This window comes from Methylobacterium sp. E-012, assembly GCF_057836545.1.
The window spans coordinates 733,642-753,003 of the sequence record NZ_JBYQEY010000001.1 but is presented as its reverse complement, the minus strand read 5'-3'; the positions used below and the strand labels follow the sequence as shown (position 1 = coordinate 753,003).

General features: G+C 71.5%; 18 protein-coding genes. 9 read left to right on the top strand and 9 right to left on the bottom strand.

Annotated features, from left to right (window positions below):
* The first annotated feature begins 26 nt into the window (after positions 1–26).
* From AC3IF1_RS03505 to purQ, 5 genes are all read left to right on the top strand, one after another.
* Positions 27–1,412, top strand: coding sequence for an ActS/PrrB/RegB family redox-sensitive histidine kinase (locus AC3IF1_RS03505; RefSeq protein ID WP_243972849.1), 1,386 nt, complete (start codon positions 27–29; stop codon positions 1,410–1,412).
* A gap of 46 nt (positions 1,413–1,458) precedes the next feature.
* Complete coding sequence (locus AC3IF1_RS03500) at positions 1,459–2,058, top strand: ActR/PrrA/RegA family redox response regulator transcription factor (protein ID WP_243972847.1); 600 nt, start codon at positions 1,459–1,461, stop codon at positions 2,056–2,058.
* Positions 2,059–2,161: 103 nt separating this feature from the next.
* Positions 2,162–2,401, top strand: a complete 240-nt coding sequence (locus AC3IF1_RS03495) for a hypothetical protein (RefSeq protein WP_243972890.1) — start codon at positions 2,162–2,164, stop codon at positions 2,399–2,401.
* A 161-nt stretch (positions 2,402–2,562) separates the two neighbouring features.
* A complete protein-coding gene (gene purS, locus AC3IF1_RS03490; protein WP_243972845.1) occupies positions 2,563–2,802 on the top strand; it encodes a phosphoribosylformylglycinamidine synthase subunit PurS in 240 nt (79 codons plus the stop codon).
* Positions 2,802–3,482, top strand: coding sequence for a phosphoribosylformylglycinamidine synthase subunit PurQ (gene purQ / locus AC3IF1_RS03485; protein ID WP_489215879.1), 681 nt, complete (start codon positions 2,802–2,804; stop codon positions 3,480–3,482). Before purS ends, purQ begins: the two co-directional genes overlap by 1 nt.
* Before the next feature lie 401 nt (positions 3,483–3,883).
* Here the strand turns inward: purQ and AC3IF1_RS03480 are convergent, their stop codons facing one another.
* The 5 genes from AC3IF1_RS03480 to AC3IF1_RS03460 form a co-directional block, all read right to left on the bottom strand.
* On the bottom strand, positions 3,884–6,316 hold the full coding sequence (locus tag AC3IF1_RS03480) for a penicillin-binding protein 1A (protein WP_243972841.1): 2,433 nt from the start codon (positions 6,314–6,316) through the stop codon (positions 3,884–3,886).
* Between the two features lie 169 nt (positions 6,317–6,485).
* Positions 6,486–7,757, bottom strand: a complete 1,272-nt coding sequence (locus tag AC3IF1_RS03475) for an N-acetylmuramoyl-L-alanine amidase (RefSeq protein WP_489215877.1) — start codon at positions 7,755–7,757, stop codon at positions 6,486–6,488.
* Positions 7,758–7,886: 129 nt separating this feature from the next.
* Complete coding sequence (locus AC3IF1_RS03470; RefSeq protein ID WP_489215875.1) at positions 7,887–8,453, bottom strand: hypothetical protein; 567 nt, start codon at positions 8,451–8,453, stop codon at positions 7,887–7,889.
* Positions 8,454–8,632: 179 nt separating this feature from the next.
* Complete coding sequence (locus AC3IF1_RS03465) at positions 8,633–8,986, bottom strand: phasin (protein ID WP_243972837.1); 354 nt, start codon at positions 8,984–8,986, stop codon at positions 8,633–8,635.
* A gap of 314 nt (positions 8,987–9,300) precedes the next feature.
* Entirely contained in the window at positions 9,301–10,569 is a 1,269-nt protein-coding gene (locus AC3IF1_RS03460) for a glycosyltransferase (protein ID WP_489215873.1), read from the bottom strand.
* Between the two features lie 117 nt (positions 10,570–10,686).
* On the opposite strand from AC3IF1_RS03460, the gene AC3IF1_RS03455 reads away from it, so the two are divergent.
* Both AC3IF1_RS03455 and AC3IF1_RS03450 read left to right on the top strand, forming a co-directional pair.
* Complete coding sequence (locus AC3IF1_RS03455; RefSeq protein ID WP_489215871.1) at positions 10,687–11,955, top strand: glycosyltransferase family 4 protein; 1,269 nt, start codon at positions 10,687–10,689, stop codon at positions 11,953–11,955.
* A gap of 100 nt (positions 11,956–12,055) precedes the next feature.
* The gene (locus tag AC3IF1_RS03450) at positions 12,056–12,232 is read left to right on the top strand and encodes a hypothetical protein (RefSeq protein ID WP_243972834.1); all 177 of its coding nucleotides are present in this window, start codon (positions 12,056–12,058) and stop codon (positions 12,230–12,232) included.
* Between the two features lie 186 nt (positions 12,233–12,418).
* On the opposite strand, the gene AC3IF1_RS03445 is transcribed toward AC3IF1_RS03450, so the two are convergent.
* The 4 genes from AC3IF1_RS03445 to AC3IF1_RS03430 form a co-directional block, all read right to left on the bottom strand.
* Positions 12,419–14,101 (bottom strand): acyl-CoA dehydrogenase family protein, encoded by a 1,683-nt coding sequence (locus AC3IF1_RS03445; RefSeq protein WP_489215869.1) that lies wholly within the window; start codon positions 14,099–14,101, stop codon positions 12,419–12,421.
* A 412-nt stretch (positions 14,102–14,513) separates the two neighbouring features.
* Positions 14,514–14,720: a hypothetical protein gene (locus AC3IF1_RS03440; RefSeq protein ID WP_243972396.1), complete on the bottom strand. Its 207-nt coding sequence runs from the start codon at positions 14,718–14,720 to the stop codon at positions 14,514–14,516.
* Positions 14,721–14,798: 78 nt separating this feature from the next.
* Entirely contained in the window at positions 14,799–16,349 is a 1,551-nt protein-coding gene (locus tag AC3IF1_RS03435) for an FAD-dependent oxidoreductase (protein WP_489215866.1), read from the bottom strand.
* Between the two features lie 102 nt (positions 16,350–16,451).
* Positions 16,452–17,342: a DMT family transporter gene (locus AC3IF1_RS03430; RefSeq protein ID WP_489215864.1), complete on the bottom strand. Its 891-nt coding sequence runs from the start codon at positions 17,340–17,342 to the stop codon at positions 16,452–16,454.
* A 212-nt stretch (positions 17,343–17,554) separates the two neighbouring features.
* Here AC3IF1_RS03430 and AC3IF1_RS03425 point away from each other — a divergent pair, with 212 nt between their 5' ends.
* Positions 17,555–18,427, top strand: coding sequence for a YihY/virulence factor BrkB family protein (locus AC3IF1_RS03425; protein WP_243972392.1), 873 nt, complete (start codon positions 17,555–17,557; stop codon positions 18,425–18,427).
* Positions 18,406–19,278 carry an alpha/beta fold hydrolase gene (locus AC3IF1_RS03420; RefSeq protein ID WP_489215862.1) on the top strand — a complete coding sequence of 291 codons (873 nt, stop codon included), beginning with the start codon at positions 18,406–18,408 and terminating at the stop codon, positions 19,276–19,278. The genes AC3IF1_RS03425 and AC3IF1_RS03420 overlap by 22 nt, the downstream gene beginning before the upstream one ends.
* Positions 19,279–19,362 lie beyond the last annotated feature (84 nt).

Below are 19,362 nucleotides of genomic sequence, written 5' to 3'. Positions count from 1 at the left end.
TCTCCGGCGGCCCAATGAAGCAGCGCATGCCCGATACCGACCTCAGCGGCCTCGGCCGCGACGCCCGACACCTGCGGCTCGACACCTTCGTGCGCCTGCGCTGGCTCGCGATCACCGGCCAGAGCGCCGCCGTGGTCGGGGCGCAGTTCGGCCTCGGCCTGCCCCTGCCCTTCGGCTGGTGCTTCCTGGTGATCGCCACCTCGTCCTGGCTGAACCTGGCGCTGCGCATCCGCTTCCCGGCGAGCTACCGGCTGAGCGACGATTCCGCCGCCCTGCTGCTCGCCTTCGACATCGTGCAGCTCGCCGCCCTGCTGTTCCTCACCGGCGGCCTCCAGAACCCGTTCTCGCTGCTGTTCCTCGCCCCCGTGCTGATCTCGGCCACCGCGCTGCCGCCCGAGCGGACGCTGGCGCTCGGGCTGCTGGCGGTGGGACTCGCGACCCTGCTGGCCCTGGTCCACCGCCCCCTGCCCTGGTTCGCCGACGGGCGGATCGAGCTGCCGTTCCTGTACGTGTCGGGGGTCTGGACCGCGATCCTGCTCGGCACCGCCTTCACGGGCGTCTACGCGTGGCGGGTGGCGGAGGAGACCCGGCTGCTCGCCCAGGCGCTCGCCGCCACCGAGCTGGTGCTCGCCCGGGAGCAGCACCTGTCACAGCTCGACGGGCTCGCGGCCGCGGCGGCCCACGAATTGGGCACGCCCCTCGGCACCATCATGGTGGTCACCAAGGAGCTGATCCGCCAGCTCGGGCCCACCGCGTCCCCCGCCGTGGCGGAGGATCTCACCCTGCTGCGCGAGCAGGTCGACCGCTGCCGCGGCATCCTCGGCAAGCTCACCTCGCTGGACGGGGACGGCGCGGGCTTCCTGGAGACGGTGACGTTCAGCCACCTCGTCGAGGAGCTGGTGGCGCCGCAGCGGGCGCTGGGCACCGCCCTCGACATCAGCAGCCTCGGGGACGGCCCCGAACCGGCCTGCCGCCGCAACCCGGGGGTGATGTTCGGGCTCGCCAACATCCTCGACAACGCCGTCGACTTCGCCGAGGCGCGGGTCTCGATCGAGGGGCGCTGGAACCCGGAGCGGGTCTGGATCGAGATCCGCGACGACGGCCCGGGCTTTTCCAGCGAGGTGCTGCTGCGGGCGGGCGAGCCCTACGTGACCACCCGCAGCCAGGATCGGCCGCAATCGGGCGGGACCGTGGGGGCCGGGCTCGGCCTCGGCCTGTTCATCGCCAAGACCCTGATCGAGCGCTCGGGCGCCCAGCTCGTCCTGATGAACGTGCCCATCCCGGACTCCCACGGGGCGGTCGTGCGCGTCTCCTGGGCCCGGCACATCTTCGAACGGGGGGCGGTGCCGCGCCATTCGCCGGAATTCAATATCCGCCACCCCCTGCCGCCGCGCGATGTCGTCCCTATATGAAAGACAGATCAAGAACCCGACCCCGAAAACTCGAAAGGAAAGCCGGATGCTGACGCAGCCCGGGACCACGCCGGCGACCGACGCTGCCGTGATCAACGACGCCGATCCGCTCGCCGCCTTCTCCGACCGCAGCCTGCTGATCGTGGACGACGACAAGCCCTTCCAGACGCGCCTCGCCCGCGCCATGGAGAGCCGCGGCTACCATGTGCAGGTCGCCGACAGCGTCGCGGACGGTGTCTCCGCCGTCGAGGCGCGGGCCCCCGCCTTCGCGGTGATCGACATGCGCCTCGGCGACGGCAACGGCCTCGACGTGATCGCCCGGCTCAAGGAGCGCCGCCCCGAGGCCCGGGGCGTGATCCTGACCGGCTATGGCAACATCGCCACCGCGGTCACCGCAGTGAAGCTCGGCGCCTTCGACTACCTCGCCAAGCCCGCCGACGCCGACGAGATCCACGGCACGCTCATGGCCCAGCCCGGCGAGCGGGCCGACCCGCCGGAGAACCCGATGTCGGCGGACCGGGTCCGCTGGGAGCATATCCAGCGGGTCTACGAACTGTGCAGCCGCAACGTCAGCGAGACCGCCCGGCGCCTGAACATGCACCGGCGCACGCTGCAGCGGATCCTGGCCAAGCGCGCGCCGCGCTGAACCGTTTCCATGCGGTCGGTTGCCTAGGCTGGCCCCGGTGGGCTAGCAGCACGGGTCTCGGACGGTTCCGTCCGAGACCCGAATCGTTTCGAGGGTGGATCTCGTGAACGGGCGCAACGCCATCACCATCGTGAGCATGATGGTCCTCGTCGGCACCGAGGTGTTCGCCGTGGCCATCGCGGCCGGCTGGGCCCTGGCGGGCCTGTTCGATCTCGGGGATCGGGTCGGCCACGTCTTGATGGGCCTCTTCAGCCTGTTCGCGGCCTGGATCATGCTCCAGTTGTGGCGCCGGGCGACCAGCATCGAGCCCCTGCGCGCCGGGTCCCCCGCCGCCCATCGGTGAACGGCGTGGCCGGTGCGCTTGCGCTCCACGCGGGTCGGCCCGTACTCCGGGTTCCGGCGTTAGACAGGCCGGTTCCCCGCCTGCTAACAACGACCCGCGGCGTGCGTGACGACGCCGCAGGCGATATCCCCGATCCGGCCGCGCACGAGACCTGAAGATCCATGAAAGCCCGTATCATCGTCACCCTGAAACCCGGCGTGCTGGACCCGCAGGGCAAGGCGATAGAAGCCGCGCTCAAGTCGCTCGCCGTCGACGGGGTCGAGGGTGTCCGGCAGGGCAAGGTCTTCGACATCGAGATGGCGACCACCGACGGCGCCGTCGCCGAGGTGACGTTGCGCACGGCCTGCGAGAAGCTCCTGGCCAACACGGTGGTCGAGAACTACGCGATCGAGATCCTCTGATGCACGCCGCGGTCGTCGTCTTCCCCGGCTCCAACCGCGAGACCGACGTGGTGCGGGCCCTGCGCCGCTCGGGGGCGCGGGTCAGCCTCGTCTGGCACGCGGACCACGACCTCCCGGCCGGGACTGACCTCGCCGTCCTCCCGGGGGGCTTCTCCTACGGCGACTACCTCCGCTGCGGCGCGATCGCCGGGCGGGCGGCCGCCATGGACGCGGTGCGGGCCCATGCGGCGCGGGGCGGCCTCGTGCTCGGCATCTGCAACGGCTTCCAGATCCTGTGCGAATCCGGCCTGCTGCCCGGCGTGCTGATGCGCAACGTCGACCGCCGCTTCCTATGCCACCGGCAGACGCTCCGGGTCGAGCGCACCGACACACGCTTCACCAGCGCCTACAGGCCGGGTCAGGTCATCGACGTCTGCATCGCCCACGGGGAGGGCAACTACTTCGCCGATCCCGAGACCCTGGCGCGGATCGAGGCCGAGGGCCGGGTGGCCTTCCGCTACTGCGACGCGGACGGCGCCGTGACCGTGGAGGCCAACCGCAACGGCTCCCTCAACGCGATCGCGGGCATCCTGTCGGAGACCCGCACCGTGCTCGGCATGATGCCGCACCCGGAAAACTTCGTCGAGGATCTGATCGGCGGGACCGACGGGCGCGGGCTGTTCGACAGCCTGGCGGCGTGATCGTTTGCGAAGACTGTATTTACTGACCGTTAAGGTTCTTGAGTCATAAAGAGGCATCCAGAGATCTGGATGTGGAGTTGGATCTTCTCGTCCGCTCTGTTTGATGCCTCCCTGAAGACTCCTCGAAGCCGCTCCCTCCGGGGCGGCTTTTTTCTGTCGCGGCGCTGGGAAACGGATTCGCGACGACCCCTCCCCCTCTGCGGGGGAGGGTGGCCCCTGCGTCAGCAGGGGTCGGGAGAGGGGAGCGACGCTTCAGGCAAGGGCGCGGCGCCTTCACACAGCCCAGAGCTTCGTTCTGCACCGTCGCTCCCCTCTCCCGACCCCCTTCGGGGGCCACCCTCCCCCGCAGAGGGGGGAGGGAGGGCGCGGATCCTGTTCTCCGTCTCGTGGGAGAAGCCGAATCAGTACAGCCCGCCGGCCTGCGCGGCCCGGTCGGCATCGGGCGGCACGGCCGCCGCCGCGGGGGCCGGCGCCTGGCCGCCGCCAGACGGCGCCACGTAGGAATCCGGCGGCGCGGTGCCGGGCTTGAACGCCTCCAGGATCGTTCCGGCGCCCTCCCCCGAACCGGCGCGGGTGCCGCTGGCCAGGTTGATGCGGATCAGCTTGATCCCCGGCGGCACCCGGAACGGGGTCGGCGGCTTGTCCTTGAGGGCGGTCTTCAGGAACTCCAGGGCGATCGGCGCCGCCAGCCCGCCGCCGGTGGCCCGGTCGCCGAGCGAGCGCGGCTTGTCGAAGCCCATATAGATCCCGACCGCGAGGTCCGGCGAGAAGCCCACGAACCACGCGTCCTTGGCGTCGTTGGTCGTGCCGGTCTTGCCGGCCAGCGGCTTGCCGATCTGCTTGAGCAGGGTCGCGGTGCCGCGCTGGACCACGCCCTCCATGATCGAGACCATCTGGTAGGCGGTGAGCGGATCGAGCACCTGCTCGGAATCGTCCACCAGCTTCGGCTCGTCCTGGCCCGACCACTTCTCGGCGTCGCAGCCGATGCACTTGCGGTTGTCGTGGCGGTAGATCGTCTCGCCGGTGCGGTCCTGGATCCGGTCGATCAGGGTCGGCCGGATGCGCCGGCCGCCATTGGCCAGCATCGAGTAGGCGGTGACCATGCGCATCACCGTGGTCTCGCCGGCGCCGAGCGACATCGGCAGCACCGGCAGCATGTCGTCGTAGACGCCGAAGCGGCGGGCGTACTCGGCGATGAGCGGCATGCCGACATCCTTGGCGAGCCGGACCGTCATCAGGTTCTTCGAGTGCTCGATCCCGTAGCGCAGGGTGTGCGGGCCGCCGGACTTGCCGTCGTAGTTCGAGGGCGTCCAGGCTTCCTGGCCGGGGCCGGCCTCGATGGTGATCGGGGTGTCCTGGATGATCGAGGCCGGGGTGTAGCCGTTGTCCAGCGCCGCCGAGTAGACGATCGGCTTGAACGACGAGCCGGGCTGGCGCATCGCCTGGGTGGCGCGGTTGAACTCGGATTCGTCGTAGGAGAAGCCGCCGACCATGGCGTGGACGCGGCCCGTATTCGGGTCCATGGCCACGATGGCGCCCGAGACCTCGGGCTTCTGGCGCAGGCGGAACTGACCCTTCCCGCCCTCGCTCGCCTCGACATAGACCATGTCGCCCGCCTGGAGGTTCGGGCGTCCGGCCCAGCGCATCCCGTCCGGGGTGATCACGCCGGTCTCGCGGTCCTTGCCCACCTGCCCCGAGGCCTCGCGCCTCGGCTGGAGGCCGACCTGCACGCCGCCGGCGCCGTTGCCCAGCACCACGGCGAGCCGCCAGGGCGCCACGTCGCCGAGCGCCGGAACCTCGGAGGCCGCCATGCCCCAGTCGCGGCCGGTCAGGTCGACCTTGGTGACGGGCCCGCGCCAGCCATGGGCCTGGTCGTAGCGCACGAGGCCGTCGACCAGCGCCTTGCGGGCCCAGCCCTGCATCTTCGGATCGAGGGTGGCGCGCACCGAGAGGCCGCCCTCGTAGAGCTTCTTCTCGCCGTAGCGCTCGGAGATCTCGCGGCGGACCTCCTCGGTGAAGTAGTTGGCGTTGGCGGCGTTCGGGAAGGCGACCCGCGGGTTGACCCCGAGCGGCATCTTCTTGGCGGCCTCCGCCTCCTCCTTGGTGATGTAGCCGTTCTCCGCCATCAGGCGGATGATCTCGTTGCGGCGGTCCAAAGCCGCCTGAGTCTTGCGGTAGGGGTGGTAGTTGTTCGGCCCCTTCGGCAGGGCGGCGAGATAGGCCGCCTCGTTGATGGTCAGCTCGTGGACCGACTTGCCGAAATAATCGAGCGCGGCTGCCGCGACCCCGTGCAGGTTACGCCCGGGGACGATCGTGCCCAAGAAGATCTCGTTGAGATAGAGTTCGAGGATCTTGTCCTTGGAGTAGGCCGCCTCGATGCGCAGCGCCAGCAGCGCCTCCTTGATCTTGCGGTCATAGGTCTGCTCGGACGACAGCAGGAAATTCTTGGCGACCTGCTGGGTGATGGTCGAGGCGCCCTGGCGCTTGCCCGACTTGGCGTTGGTCAGGAAGGCGCGCACGATCCCCTCGGGGTCGATGCCGCCGTGCTTGTAGAAGTTCTTGTCCTCGGCCGACAGGAAGGCCGCGACCACGATCTTGGGCATCGCCTGGATCGGCAGGTACAGCCGGCGCTCGCGGGCATATTCGGCGAGCAGCGAGCCGTCGGCCGCGTGGACGCGGGTCATCACCGGCGGCTCGTAGGTGGCGAGCGCCGCGTGGTCGGGCAGGTCCTGGCTGTACTTCCAGTAGAAGTAGCCGCCCGCCGCCGCCCCGATCACGAACAGCACCGCGGCGGCGCTGAACAGGATCCCGAAGAAACGAAGGATCAGACGCATCCGGTGTTCCGCTCGTCGCTGGCCCGGCCGATGCCGGAATCGGCTCACCCGGCGCGTGGGTCCGCTCTCGATGCGGTCGGCCCCCGGATGTTCCCGTGAGGCCCCCTCGGATTGCCGGTTTCGACGGCGGTGCGACGGGGCGTTCGGATGCCCCGTATCGACACGTACTCTATGGTAAAACTGGGGCGACGGCGGCCGAACGGCGCGTCGGGGCCGGTCGGCTCAGGGTCGCACGATTGGTAAAGAACAGATCGATGGCCTTGGCCATGGATCCGGTGACGCCGGCGCGCCACTCCGGCGATTGCAGCATCTCCAGGTCGTGCTTGCTCGACAGGTAACCCAGCTCGACCAGCACGCTCGGCACGTCGGGGGAGCGCAGCACCACGAAGCGGGCCTCGCGGTGCGGCTTCCCGCTCATCTCCATCACGGGGCTAAGCTGGCCCATCAGGGTCCGGGCGAAGCCCGAGGAGAAGCCGCGCGTCTCCCGCAGGGTCAGCTCCTGCAGGATGTCGGCGATGTCCGGGGGCGCCTCGGCGGCGTCGACCCCGGCGGCGGCATCGGCCCGGTTCTCGCGCTCGGCGAGCTTGGCGGATTCGACGTCGGTGGCCTTTTCGGAATTGGTGTAGATCGTGGCGCCGCGCACCTGGGGGGCGGCCGAGATCGAATCCGCGTGGATCGATACGAACAGGTCGGCCTTGGCCTCGCGGGCGAGGCGCACGCGGTCGGCCAGCGGCACGAACACGTCCCGGTCGCGGGTCATCCGGACCCGGTAGCGGCCGCCCGCTTCGAGCTTCTCCACCAGGGCCTGGGCGAAGCCGAACACGATGTCCTTCTCGAACACGCCGCCCACCGCGATGGCGCCGGGATCGGTCCCGCCATGGCCGGCATCGACCATGATCAGCGGGCGCTGGTCGGCGGGTTCGGGCGGGGTGCTGCGGGCCTGGGCCGGGGCGGGGTCAGCGGTGGCGGCGGCCTTGCGGAACGCCTCGCGGTCGGCGCGCTGGAGCGGGACCGTGAGCAGCACGGCACCGTCGCGGGGCCGCGTCACCGTCTCGATCCGCCCGATCGTCGCCGGCGCCCCGAGATCGATGACGATGCGGGAGCGGCCGGGGGCGAACAGGCCGTAGCGGAAGGATTGCACGAGGCCGTCCCGGCGGCTGCCGGTCCCGGATTCGAGCTGGAAGTTGACCTCGGGCAGGTCGATCACCGCCCGGTCGGGCCGCTCCATCACGAAGCCGCGGGCCTCCACCGGCCGGGACAGGGTCAGGGTGAGGCGGGTGGTGCCGCCCTGGCTGGCGAGGTCCGCCCCGATGGCGACAGCGGGCCCGGCAGCGGGCTTGTCGCCGGTCTGCGCGGGCGCGGGCAGACCCGCCAGCGCCGGGACGAGCGCCAGGGCGAGGCGAAGACAGGCGGAACGGATCAGGCGCGCGCAGCTCGGCATCGGTCCGGTGTCGTTTCCCGTCCCCTCCGTCAAGGGATGCCGCCGGCATGGTTAACGGAGCGTTGTCGCCGGTTCGTTCCGGGCGCCCGTCTTGTCAAGGGGCGACACCGGGTGCCCGGTGCCCCGGCGTCAGCGGAACGCGACGAGGCGGCTCGCCTTGCCGAGCACCGTGACCCAGCAGGACAGGGAGGCGTCTGCGGCGCGCTGGACCTCGCCGACCTGCAGGCGGATCAGATCGGCCGGCGTGCGCGCGTCCGTCAGGGCCCGGACATGGGCCAAGGCGGCCTCGCCCTCGCCGCGCATGTAGCGGGCGATGGTCGAGCCGATCTCGACCATGTCGAAGCGGTCGGGCGCCAACGCGACGGGATCCTGCATCGGCGCAGGGACTTCCTGGCGATCCGGCTCGACCGTCGCGGTCGTCGGCGCCGGTGCGCGGATCTCGGCCGGCGCGGGGGCCGGATCGTCCGACGGCGCGGCGACGGACACGTGCGATATGATGTCCGAGGCGATGGCTTCGACCCCCGCCGGGGCCGGGACGACGTCCGGCATTTCGGCCGGCACCTGGGCCGGGATCGCGTTCGGGGTCTCGACCGACGGCGTCACGAGGGCGTCCGACAGGGCGGTCCCCTCCGGATCCAGCGGCGGTCTCGCTTCCCAGGCCGGGCGATCCCCGCGCGGTCGACGCTGCTTTCCCATGGCGCGCTCTCCTCCTGTCCGCGTCCACCCATCCCGGCGCGGTTCGCCCGCTTGCCGTATCGGGATCGGACCTGTGCGACGCCCGGGCGTCGGATCGTGGGGACCGGCCCGCCTGGTGCGGCCGGATCCCGGGGGCGGCGTCCCGCGATCCGCGCGGATCGGGGGACGGGCGGTCGACCTCAGCGGGCGACGGTCTGGGCGAAGGCGCCGTAATCCTTGGCCTGGGCCTGGAGCGCGGCGAACTGGCTGCGGACGAACTCGGACTGGAGCTCGAACGCCTCGCGCAGGTCCTTCGTGCGCACCAGCTTCTGGGCGAAGTCGAAGGTCGCGTTGGCGTTGGCCTGGGCGTGGTCGAACCCCTTCGCGATCACCGCGCTGAAGGTCGACTGGAAGGTCTGGCCGGAAGCCTGGGCCTGCTCGGCGGCCTTGACGGCGTTCGTCATCATGGTGCCGACGGCGGTCCGGGCCTGGTCGACGCTCTTCTCGGCGAAATCGCGCATCTCGGTCGGCATCTCGAAATTCGGGTTCTGCATGGCTGTCTCCAGGATGATCCTTCGCGCGGGACGCCGGCTGCGTCCGCCGTGACGCGGCTCTATATGTTGCACTGCAACAAGAAGTCAAGTGCAGAATCCGGTGCGAGACCGGGCCAGAAATCCTCGATAAAATGCCGATTCCATGATCTCGGACAGTCACCGCTCACGGGCTATCGGATTCGGCAGGCTCGTTACCAAGCTAAGCCGTTTATCCAGGTCGCTTCGACCGCTACAGGCGATGGCCGGGGAGGTGACAAAATTTCTTTCCGTTGTCCAGGGGGCCCCGCGCGACGGATAAAATCTATTTTGCATCCTCAGGACGGCTCCAGCCCCGATCCGTGCGCTCCGCCCCTCGGATATTGCAACGCAACAGAGGCGGATCCGAGCAGCCCGGCATAGAGCGCCCGAAGCGCGGCCGCGTGGGCCGCGAGGCTCATGGGCCGGGCGTGGAACTCGGCCCGGGCCCGGGCCCCGAGCTGTCCGGCCAGGGCGTCGTCCCGCAGGGCCGTGAAGGCCGCCGCCAGCGGCCCGACCTCCGGGGCGACCACGAAGCCGGTCTGCCCGTGGCGGACCTTCTCGGCGGCCCCGGACCGTTCGGAGGCCACCACCGGGATCCCGGCCGCCAGCGCCTCGTAGACGGTGAGCGGACCGGTCTCGTACCAGCGCGACGGCGCGGCCAGCGCCCGGGCCCGGGTCCGCAGCAACGCCCAGACGGCCTCGGGCGCCTGCCAGCCGATCACCGTGACGCCGTCCCGGGCGCGCAGCTCCGCCTCCAGGGGGCCGGCGCCGATGAACAGGGCGGGCAGGCCGGCGGCGCGGGCGGCCTCGGCCACGAGGTCGGCGCCCTTCTCCCGGGTCAGGCGCCCGACATAGGCGATCGCGTCGCCGCGGGCGGGCTCCGCCGCGGGCCCGCCCGCCACCCGGACGGGGTTGTCGATCCGGTGGTGCGTGACGCCGGGGCCGCCGAGCCGGTCGCCCAGGCGCCGCCGGCTGGCGTCGCAGACATGGACGAGGTGGAGCGGCCGCCCCCGCAGCGCCTGCCGCAGGGACAGGCTGCGGGCGACGCGCACGAGCTTGTGCGCGCGGCTGCGGGGATCGCAGGGCGCCGCGATGCAGGCCGCCGACAGGGGCGCGAGCCCGCAGGGCTCGGCCCGGTCGAAGCGGTAGTAGACGCCGTTCGGGCAGGCCAGGGCGTAGTCGTGCAGGGTCACGACCAGGGGCACGCCGACCCTCGACAGGACCGGGAAGACCGAAGGCGACAGGGCGCGGGTCCATTGGTGCAGATGGAGGCAGTCCGGCGGCTCCGGGAGGGCGGCCAAGGCCGCCGCGAGCCGGCGCGCCGCGGCGGCGTGCCAGATCCCCGCCGCCGCCGCCCTGGCGCCCCCCAGGGTCCAGATGTCGGGCAGGCCGAGCACGACCCGCCGGATCCGGCCATGGTCGAGCAACGGGTCGACCGGGCCCGGGACCGCCTGGATGTAGGTGACGGCGAGGCCGGCCTCGGCGAGGCCGCGGGCCGATTCCAGCGCGACCTTCTCGGCCCCGCCGCTGGCGGCCGCGAACTCGGCCAGGATGACGACATGCATGGACGGGATCTCGGGGCGCGCCTCACGCCGACGAGGATGACGGAAACCGGTTTACGCGGGATCAACCGGGGACGGGTACAGATCGCCGTCCCGGATCGGAGCGGCGGAGTTCCTGACGTGCACGTCGTCCTCGTCGCAGACCACGCCGCGATCAACGGCGGCCAGGCCAAGGTTGCGATCGAATCCGCCCTGGGCCTCGCCGCCCGCGGATTCCGCGTGAGCCTGTTCGCCGCCGTCGGCCCGGTGGATCCGCGGCTGGAGGCCGCCGGCATCCGCGTCGTCTGCCTGGGGCAGGACGACGTCTCCACGGCGCGCAGCAAGCTGGCCTTCGCCGCCCAGGCGATCTGGAACCGGACGGCGGCCCGGGCGCTCGCCCGGGAACTCGCCGCCTGCGATCCCCACGACACCCTGGTCCACGTCCACGCCTTCGCCAAGGCACTGTCGCCGTCGATCGGCCCGGCGCTCCGGGCCTCGGGCCTGCCCTGCCTCTACACGATGCACGAGTTCTTCCTGGTCTGCCCGACCGGCGGCTTCTACGCCTACCCGGAGCAGGCAATCTGCCACCGCACGCCGATGTCGGCCGCCTGCATCGTGGCGAATTGCGACGCGCGCAGCTACCCGCGCAAGGTCGCCCGGATGGTCCGCCATGTCGGGCTCGCGCAGGTGGCCCGGCTGCCGGACCTGTTCGCCCACGTCATCACGATCAGCGACCTCCAGGAGGGCGTCGTGCGGCCGCTGATGCCCCAGGGAACCGTCTTTCACCGGGTCGACAACCCGATCGCGGTGGCGCAGGCGCCGCTGCACGACGGCGCGCCGGGCGACTTCCTGTTCGTCGGGCGGATCTCCACCGAGAAGGGCGCGCCGATCTTCGCCGAGGCGGCGCGGCTTGCGGGGGCGCGGGCGGTCTTCGTCGGCGACGGGCCCGAGCGGGCCGAACTCGCGGCGCGCTACCCGGAGGCCGTCATGCTCGGCTGGCGCGAGGCCGCCGCCGTGCAGGCGCTGATGCGGCAGGCGCGCGCGCTGGTCTTCCCGAGCGTCTGGTACGAGGGCCAGCCGCTCACCGTCTACGAGGCGCTGGCCTGCGGCACCCCGGTGATCGTCAGCGACGCTTGCGCGGGGCGCGAGGCGGTGGTGGACGGCGCGACCGGGTTCTGGTTCCGCTCCGGCGATCCGGAGGCGCTCGCCGTGCATCTGCGCCGCCTGTCCGACGACGGGCTCGCCGCCCGGATGGGCCAGGCCGCCTACGACCGCTACTGGGCGGCACCGCTGAGCCTGGACGCGCATCTCGACCGCCTCGGAGGAGTCTACGAGACGGTCATGCGCGGGGCCGATGCCCGCGGGCCGGTCGCCGCGGCGGCCGGGCACCCGGTCGCGACCGCCGGGTGACGCGGGGGCCGCGCGCGGAAAGATCGGAAACACCCGCCCTCCCTCGCGTTGATCCGCATCGGCACCTTCAGCGTGCCTCCGTCACGGACGAGCGAGCGACATGGCCGACGAGCAGAAGCAGAACGCGACCAAGCCGGGCTTCCAGCAGGGCAGCGCCAAGCCGGGCGATGACAAGCACCCCGAGAACAAGCAGGAGAAGCTCAGCGAGCGCCTGGACGACGCCCTGGAGGAGACTTTTCCGTCGAGCGATCCGGTCTCGGTGAAGATCACCAAGTAGATATCCGGTCGGGAAAACCCGCGGGGCGGTGTCCGTGCTTCGGAACCGCGCTCTCCCTCCCCCCTCTGCGGGGGAGGGAGAGCGTGTGGGAGATCTGGACTGCTAAACCGATCGACCGGACAACGATCCCGAACCCGATTGTCAACCCGCAAGCCTCTGCGGGCGGCCTTCAGCCGCCCGGTCGTCTCACGCGGCTTCGAGCAGCCGCCGGGCGATCACCTGGGCCTGGATCTCGGCCGCGCCCTCGAAGATCGACAGGATGCGGGCGTCGCACAGGATCCGGCTCACCGGGTATTCCAGCGCGAAGCCGTTGCCGCCGTGGATCTGGAGGGCGTTGTCGGCGGCCGACCAGGCGACGCGGGCGCCCAGCAGCTTGGCCATCCCGGCCTCCAGGTCGCAGCGCTTGCCGGCATCCTTCTCGCGGGCCGAGAAGTAGGTGAGCTGGCGGGCGATGTTGATCTCCACCGCCATCATGGCGAGCTTGTCGGCGACCCGGGGGAAGCTGACCAGCGGCTTGCCGAACTGGACCCGCTCCTCGGCGTAGCGCAGGCCGACATCGAGGGCCGACTGGGCGACGCCGATGGCCCGCGCGGCGGTCTGAATGCGGGCCGATTCGAAGGTCTGCATGAGCTGGGCGAAGCCCTTGCCCTCGACCTCGCCGAGGAGGTTCGCGGCCGGCACCTCGAAGCCCTCGAAGGCGAGCTCGTATTCCTTCATGCCCCGGTAGCCGAGCACCTCGATCTCGCCGCCCGACAGGCCCTGGACCGGGAACGGCTCTTCATCGGTGCCGCGGGGCTTCTCGGCGATCAGCATCGAGAGGCCGCGATGGCCCTTCTCCTCGGGCTTGGTCCGGACCAGCACGGTCATGATGTCGGCCCGGACCGGATGGGTGATCCAGGTCTTGTTGCCGGTTATTTTCCACACATCGCCGTCCTTGACGGCCTTTGTGCGCAGGCTCGCGAGGTCGGACCCTGTGTTCGGCTCAGTGAAGACGGCGGTCGGCAAAATGTCGCCGCTGGCGATCTTGGGCAGGAAGCGGTGCTTCTGCTCCTCGGTGCCGCCGCACAGGATCAGCTCCGCGGCGATCTCCGAGCGGGTGCCGAGCGAGCCGACGCCGATATAGGCCCGGGACAATTCCTCCGAGACCACGCACATGGCGGTCTTGGGCAGGCCCATGCCGCCGTATTCCTCGGGGATCGTCAGGCCGAAGACGCCGAGCTCGGCCATCTTGGTGACGATCTCCATCGGGATATAGGCGTTCTGCAGGTGCCATTCGTGCGCCTGCTCGACCACCTCGGCCTTGCCGAAGCGGCGCATCTCGGAGCGGATCGCCTCCATGTCCTCGTCGAGGCCCGAGGCGCCGACCGTGGCCGAGCCGCCGCCGTCGCGCATCAGCGCCACCAGGGCGGCGCGGTTCTCGGGGGTGTTGCCCTCGGCGATCAGGGTCTCGACCGCGTCGGTGCGGTATTGTGCCACCTCCTTGGCGGTGAGGCCGAGGGAGCCGGTGAGGCGGACCATCTCGCCCTGGCTCATCGGGATGCCGGAGAACAGCTGGTCGAGATACTCGCCGGCGCCGATCCGGACGAGGAGCGCCTCGGTCTCGCCGAACCGGCCCTCGGCCTGGAGGCGCTCGGCATAGCCGCCGAGTTCGCTGACCGCCTCGGCGTAGGTGGCCAACCACGCGAGCCCGTGGGCGGCGTGCTGCTGGCCCTCGAGCTTGCCCGCGTCGATCCGCCCGTCCGCGCCGAGGATCCGTGTCCGCACCCGGCGGGTGGCATCGGCCACGAGGGCCTTGGCGATCTCGCCGACGGCCCTGGCGAGGGCGGCGATATCCTGCGGCTCGGTCTGGATGGCGGGGGATGCGGACATGGTTCTGACTCGCCTGGCGTTTTCTTGGATCGTGCCTTTTAACCTGTCCGCGGCGCAAGCCGAAGCAGATTTCGTTTGCGGCGTCTTGAACTCAAGTTGAAGACCGGGGACGTGGCAGACGTCGGCTCGACTTGGAATGCCGGATCACATCTGGATTCGAGCGTCCGTTCTCGGGCAACGCTATTTGCCCGAGCGGCGCGTATCCCTCCCCCCTCTGCGGGGGAGGGTGGCCCCTGCGTCAGCAGGGGTCGGGAGAGGGGAGCGACGGTGCAGAACAGGGCGTAGGCCTTCATGGAGCCTGAGACCAATCCGGAAGCCGGGTTCCCCTCTCCCGACCCCCTTCGGGGGCCACCCTCCCCCGCAGAGGGGGGAGGGAGCCCCGCGGAACCGCTTGCGGGCGCGCTCTACAACCTCAGTGCTTCTGCTCGCAGCGGGTCTTCACGTAGGCGCCGTCCTCGCCCCGGAAGCCGGAATTGGCCGCGAGGACCGGCCCCTGGATCAGGCATTCCTGCAAGGTGTGGGCGGGGCCGGTGACCACGTCGATGGCGGTGTCGCGGGAGCAGTCCGGGGCCTGGACCGAGGCGGCGCAGATGAGGGCGACGACGAGGATCTGGTTCATGGGGCCTCCCGGAGCGGCCCGGCTTCTCGGAGGGCGGGCACCAGCAAGCGAAAGGCGCGGGTGCCTGTCAGGGTTCCATCACGCCAGTGCGGCAAGGTCGGCACCGCCCTCGATCGCCTCCGGGCTCGGCACCCGGCCCTCGCCGAGGAGGTGCAGGAACGCCGTGAACGGCGCGTTGCGGCCGATGCTGCAGGCCGCCACCGCGCGGCCCTCCCGGACGTAATAGGCGATGAAGTCCAGCGCCTCCGGATCGCCCTGCACGATGATCCGCTCGAAATCCGGCGCGTAGCCGCCGTAATCGAGGCGTTTGTCGCCCTGGTTGCTCCAGAAGAACGGCGCGCCGGAGAAATCGCCTGCGCCGCCGAGTATCGCCCGGGCGACGTGCGTCCCGTGCTGCTGGGCCAGGCGCCAGTGCTCGATCCGGGCGGTGACCCCGCTGCCGTGCTCCGGGAAGGCCGCGATGTCGCCGGCAATCCAAACGCGGTCGGCGAGCCGCAGGTCGGCCCCCACGGGGATCCCTCCGGTCTCGTCCGGTTCCACGCCGGCGACGATCCCGGTCTCCGGCGCAGCCCCGGCGCCGATCAGGACGAGATCGGCCGGCAGGCTCCCGCCCGCCTCGGTCTCGACGGCGGCGACCCGGCCAGTCCCGGCGATCCGGGCGACGCTCCCGGTCACGAAGGTCACGCCGTTGCCGGCATGGTAGCGCTTCAGGGCCGCCCCCACGGCCTCGCCGAAGCGCTTGGCGAAGGGGATGTCCTCCCGGGACAGGACCGTCACGGCGAGGCCGCGCTTGGTCAGGAAGGCCGCGGCCTCCAGGCCGATGAAGCCCGCCCCGATCACCACCACGCGCTTGGCGGACTCGGCGGCCGCGCTGAGCCGCACGGCGTCGTCGAGGCTGCGGAGGGTCATCACGCCGTCGAGGTCCTTGCCCTCGAAATCCGGCACCACGGCGCGGCTGCCGGTGGCGATCAGCAGGGCATCGCCCGTGATCGTGCGCCCGTCCGCCAGGGTGACGCGGCGGGCGTCCGGCTCGATCCGGGTGGCCTCGGCCGCGATCCGCTCCACCCCGTGGGCCGCGGAAAAGTCCGGCTCCAGCAGGGTCTTCTCCGCCGGGGTGGGCTTGGCCAGGAACTGCTTGGACAGCTTGGTCCGGTCGTAGGGCGGGTGGGCCTCGCGGCCGACCATAGTGATCGCCCCGGAAAACCCCTCGCGCCGCAGCGTGGTGACGCAGGCGACCGCGGCCGCGCCGGTGCCGACGATGAGGACGCGGGCGACGGGCGTGTCGGCGCGCTTGGCCGGCGCGGGCTCCGGGGTCAGGGTCGCCACGGCCTCGCCGCCCTCGATCCGGACGGGATAGCGCGTGAGCCCGTCCAGCGCCGGCGGCTCCTCCAGGCTGCCGTCGGCGACCGCGAAGGCCGCCTTGTGCCAGGGGCAGTAGAGCCGGCCGCCGCAGATCTCGCCCTTGGCAAGCGGCGCCCCCAGATGCGGGCACTTGGCCTGGAAGGCGCGCACGCCGTCGGCGTCGCGCACGAACAGGACCGCGTCCTCGCCCGCCTTGCCCTCGGCCTTGCCGCCGAGGGGGATGGCATCGAGGGCGATCCGGATCTCGCGGGGCTTGTCCTGGTCCATGCTCGCCTCGCTCGATGCCCGCCCGGGCCGCCGCGGCCCCGCGCACCAAACCGCGAGGCCGCCCGGGGTTTCCGGGGCGCGGGGTCGCAGGCCGGCGCGGGCTCAGCCCCGGTTGGCCACCGCGACCCCGAGGGCGGCCAGCGCCATCCCGGCGCCCTGGAGCGGCGTCAGCACCTCGCCGAACAGCAGGTAGCCGAGCACGGCCGCCACCGGCGGCACCAGGAAGAACAGGGCCGCCACCCCCGCCACCGCGCCCCGCCGGATCAGCGCCAGGAGCAGCAGGATGCCGGCCACCGAATTGACCAGGACCGCCCAGGCGAGCCCCAGCCACAGGGGCGCCACCGGCTCGAACGACGCGCGGCCGAAGGCGAGCGCCAGGGGAATCGCGCAGGCCATGCCGCCGACGAACTGGAGCGTCGCCCCGGCGAGCAGATCGATCCGGCCGCCGGTACGCTTCTGCCAGAGGGTGCCGAGCGTCAGCGCCAGGACCGCCAGGAGGCTGACGGCGAGGGCCCAGGGCGGGATCCCGGACGGGTCGGTGGCGCCGAGTTTCGGGGCGAGCACCAGCCCGGCCCCGGCGAAACCCATCAGGATGCCGAGGGCCCGCCGGCCGCTGACCCGCTCGCCGAGCAGCGGCCGCGCCAGCAGCGCGGTCAGGAGCGGCTGGAGGCTGCCGACCAGCGCGGCGATCCCGGCGGGCAGCCCGTGGCTCACCGCCCAGAACACCCCCGACAGGTAGATCCCCTGCATCAGGAAGCCCGCGACGAAGGGATCGCGCCAGCCGGCCCAATCCCCCGGCCAGCGCACCCGGGAAACCGCGGCGATCCCGGCCAGCACCAGGGCGACGGCGGTGAACCGGAGTGCCGTGAAGGCCAGCGGATCGGCGTGCGGCACCACCGCCCGGGCGGAGACGAAGCCCGTCGCCCAGATCGGCACGAACAGGGCCGGAAGGGCGCCGGCGGCGCGCGTCGAGGGTCGCGGAGCGTTAAGCATGGCCGTATCTTAAGGCGCCTCCGGGCCGCGAGTCGCAACGGCGATCCGATGCGCCGGTCCGGCGTGGCGCGGGCGCGTCACCGCTTCGTGTTCGGGACCGGATCGCGTCGTCCGCGTTGACGGGCCGGCCCCGGCACCGTTCATCGGCGTGCCGCGCCGTTCCCGAGGATCGTTGTACACCCGTGAAACCTCTCCGCAGCGGATTACAGGTCATGGGCGTCGCCGCGCAGCGCTTCGTCTCCCATGACGGCTGGGCGATCGCCAGCCACATCGCGCTCTCGACCCTGACCTCCCTGTTCCCGTTCCTGATCCTGCTCGCGGCGCTCGCCGGCCTGTTCGGCACGCAGTCGCTCGCCGACGAGGCCGGGGTGCTGATCTTCGACGCCTGGCCCCGGGAGATCGCCAAGCCGATCGTCGGCGAGGTCCACCGGGTGCTCACCGAGCAGCGCAGCGGCGTGCTGACGCTGGGCGCCCTGTTCGCCCTGTACTTCTCGTCCTCGGGGGTCGAGAGCCTGCGGGTCGGGCTGAACCGGGCCTACGGGCTGCGCGAGAGCCGGCCCTGGTGGCTGACCCGGCTCGAATCGATCGGCTACGTGGTCTGCGGCGCCTTCGCCATGCTGGCCTTCGCGCTGCTCGTGGTGCTGGGCCCGCTGATCTGGCGCAACGTCGTGCTGGTGGCGCCGGGGCTGGAACCCCTGAGCCTGACGGTGGCGATCGGGCGGATCGCGGTCACGGCCCTGCTGCTGAGCGTGATCCTGGTCATCGCCCACAAGTTCGTGGCCGCCGGGCGCCGCTCGATCCTGTCGGTGCTGCCGGGGATCGGGGTGACGCTGGTCCTGTGGTTCTTCGCGGGCCTCGGCTTCGGCTTCTACCTCGACCGGTTCTCGAACGCCTACGCGTCGACCTACGGGGGCTTGGCCACCGCGATGGTGTTCCTGGTGTTCCTGTACTGGCTCGCCGCCATGTTCCTGTTCGGCGGCGAGATCAACGGCACGGTGATCGCCGCCCGCCGCAGCCGCCTGCAGGCGAAGATGCTGGCGCGGCGCGCCGAGATGGAGGGACGATGGACGGGATCGAGCACCTGAGGATCCGCGCGAACGGCGCGGACCTGCACGTCGCGCGCTGCGGCACGGGGGCGCCGCTGCTGCTGCTCCACGGCTGGCCGGAATTCTGGCTGACCTGGGAGCCCGTGATGGAACGGCTCGCGGCCCGCCACACCCTGATCGCCCCGGACCTGCGCGGCTTCGGCGACAGCGACAAGCCCGAAGGCCCGTTCGGGGCGGCCGATCAGGCCGCCGACATGGTCGCCCTGCTCGACGCCCTCGGGATCGCGCGCGCCGGCATCGTCGGCCACGATGTCGGCGGGGCGGTGATCCAGGCGCTCGCCCGCGCCCATCCGGAGCGCTGCGCCGGCCTGGTCCTGTTCGACTTCGTCTATCCGGGCATCGGCCCCCGCCTCGGGGCACCCGACCGCCTGAACGAGATCTGGTACCAGTCCTTCAACCAGATGGACCTGGCGGTGCAGCTGGTCGGCGCCAGCCGGGCGAGTTGCGCCGCCTATATCGGCCATTTCCTGCGGCATTGGTCGCACCGGAAGGACGCGTTCGACGGGGTGCTCGACGCCTTCGTGGACAATTTCCGGAAACCCGGAAACCTCGCGGGCGGCTTCGCGCATTACCGGGCGGCCCATGCCGGCCGGATCGCGATGCTCGAGGGCGAGGCCCCGCCCCTGCCGCCGATCCCCGTGCCAACCTGCGTGCGCTGGGCCGAGCACGACCCGATCTTCCCCTCCGCCTGGACCGACCGGCTGGGCGAGACCTTCTCAGATCTCGATCTGGCGCTGTTCCCCGGCGTCGGCCACTTCCCCCACCGGGAGGATCCGGACCGGGCGGCGGAGGCGATCGCGGGGTTCTTCGCGCGGATCGGGTGGGTGTGAGGCATCGCGCGTCCCGGCCGCGCCCCGAAGGCCCCAAAACATCTCCGTTCGCCGCGGAACCCGGCCGCAATCGGGACGTTACGC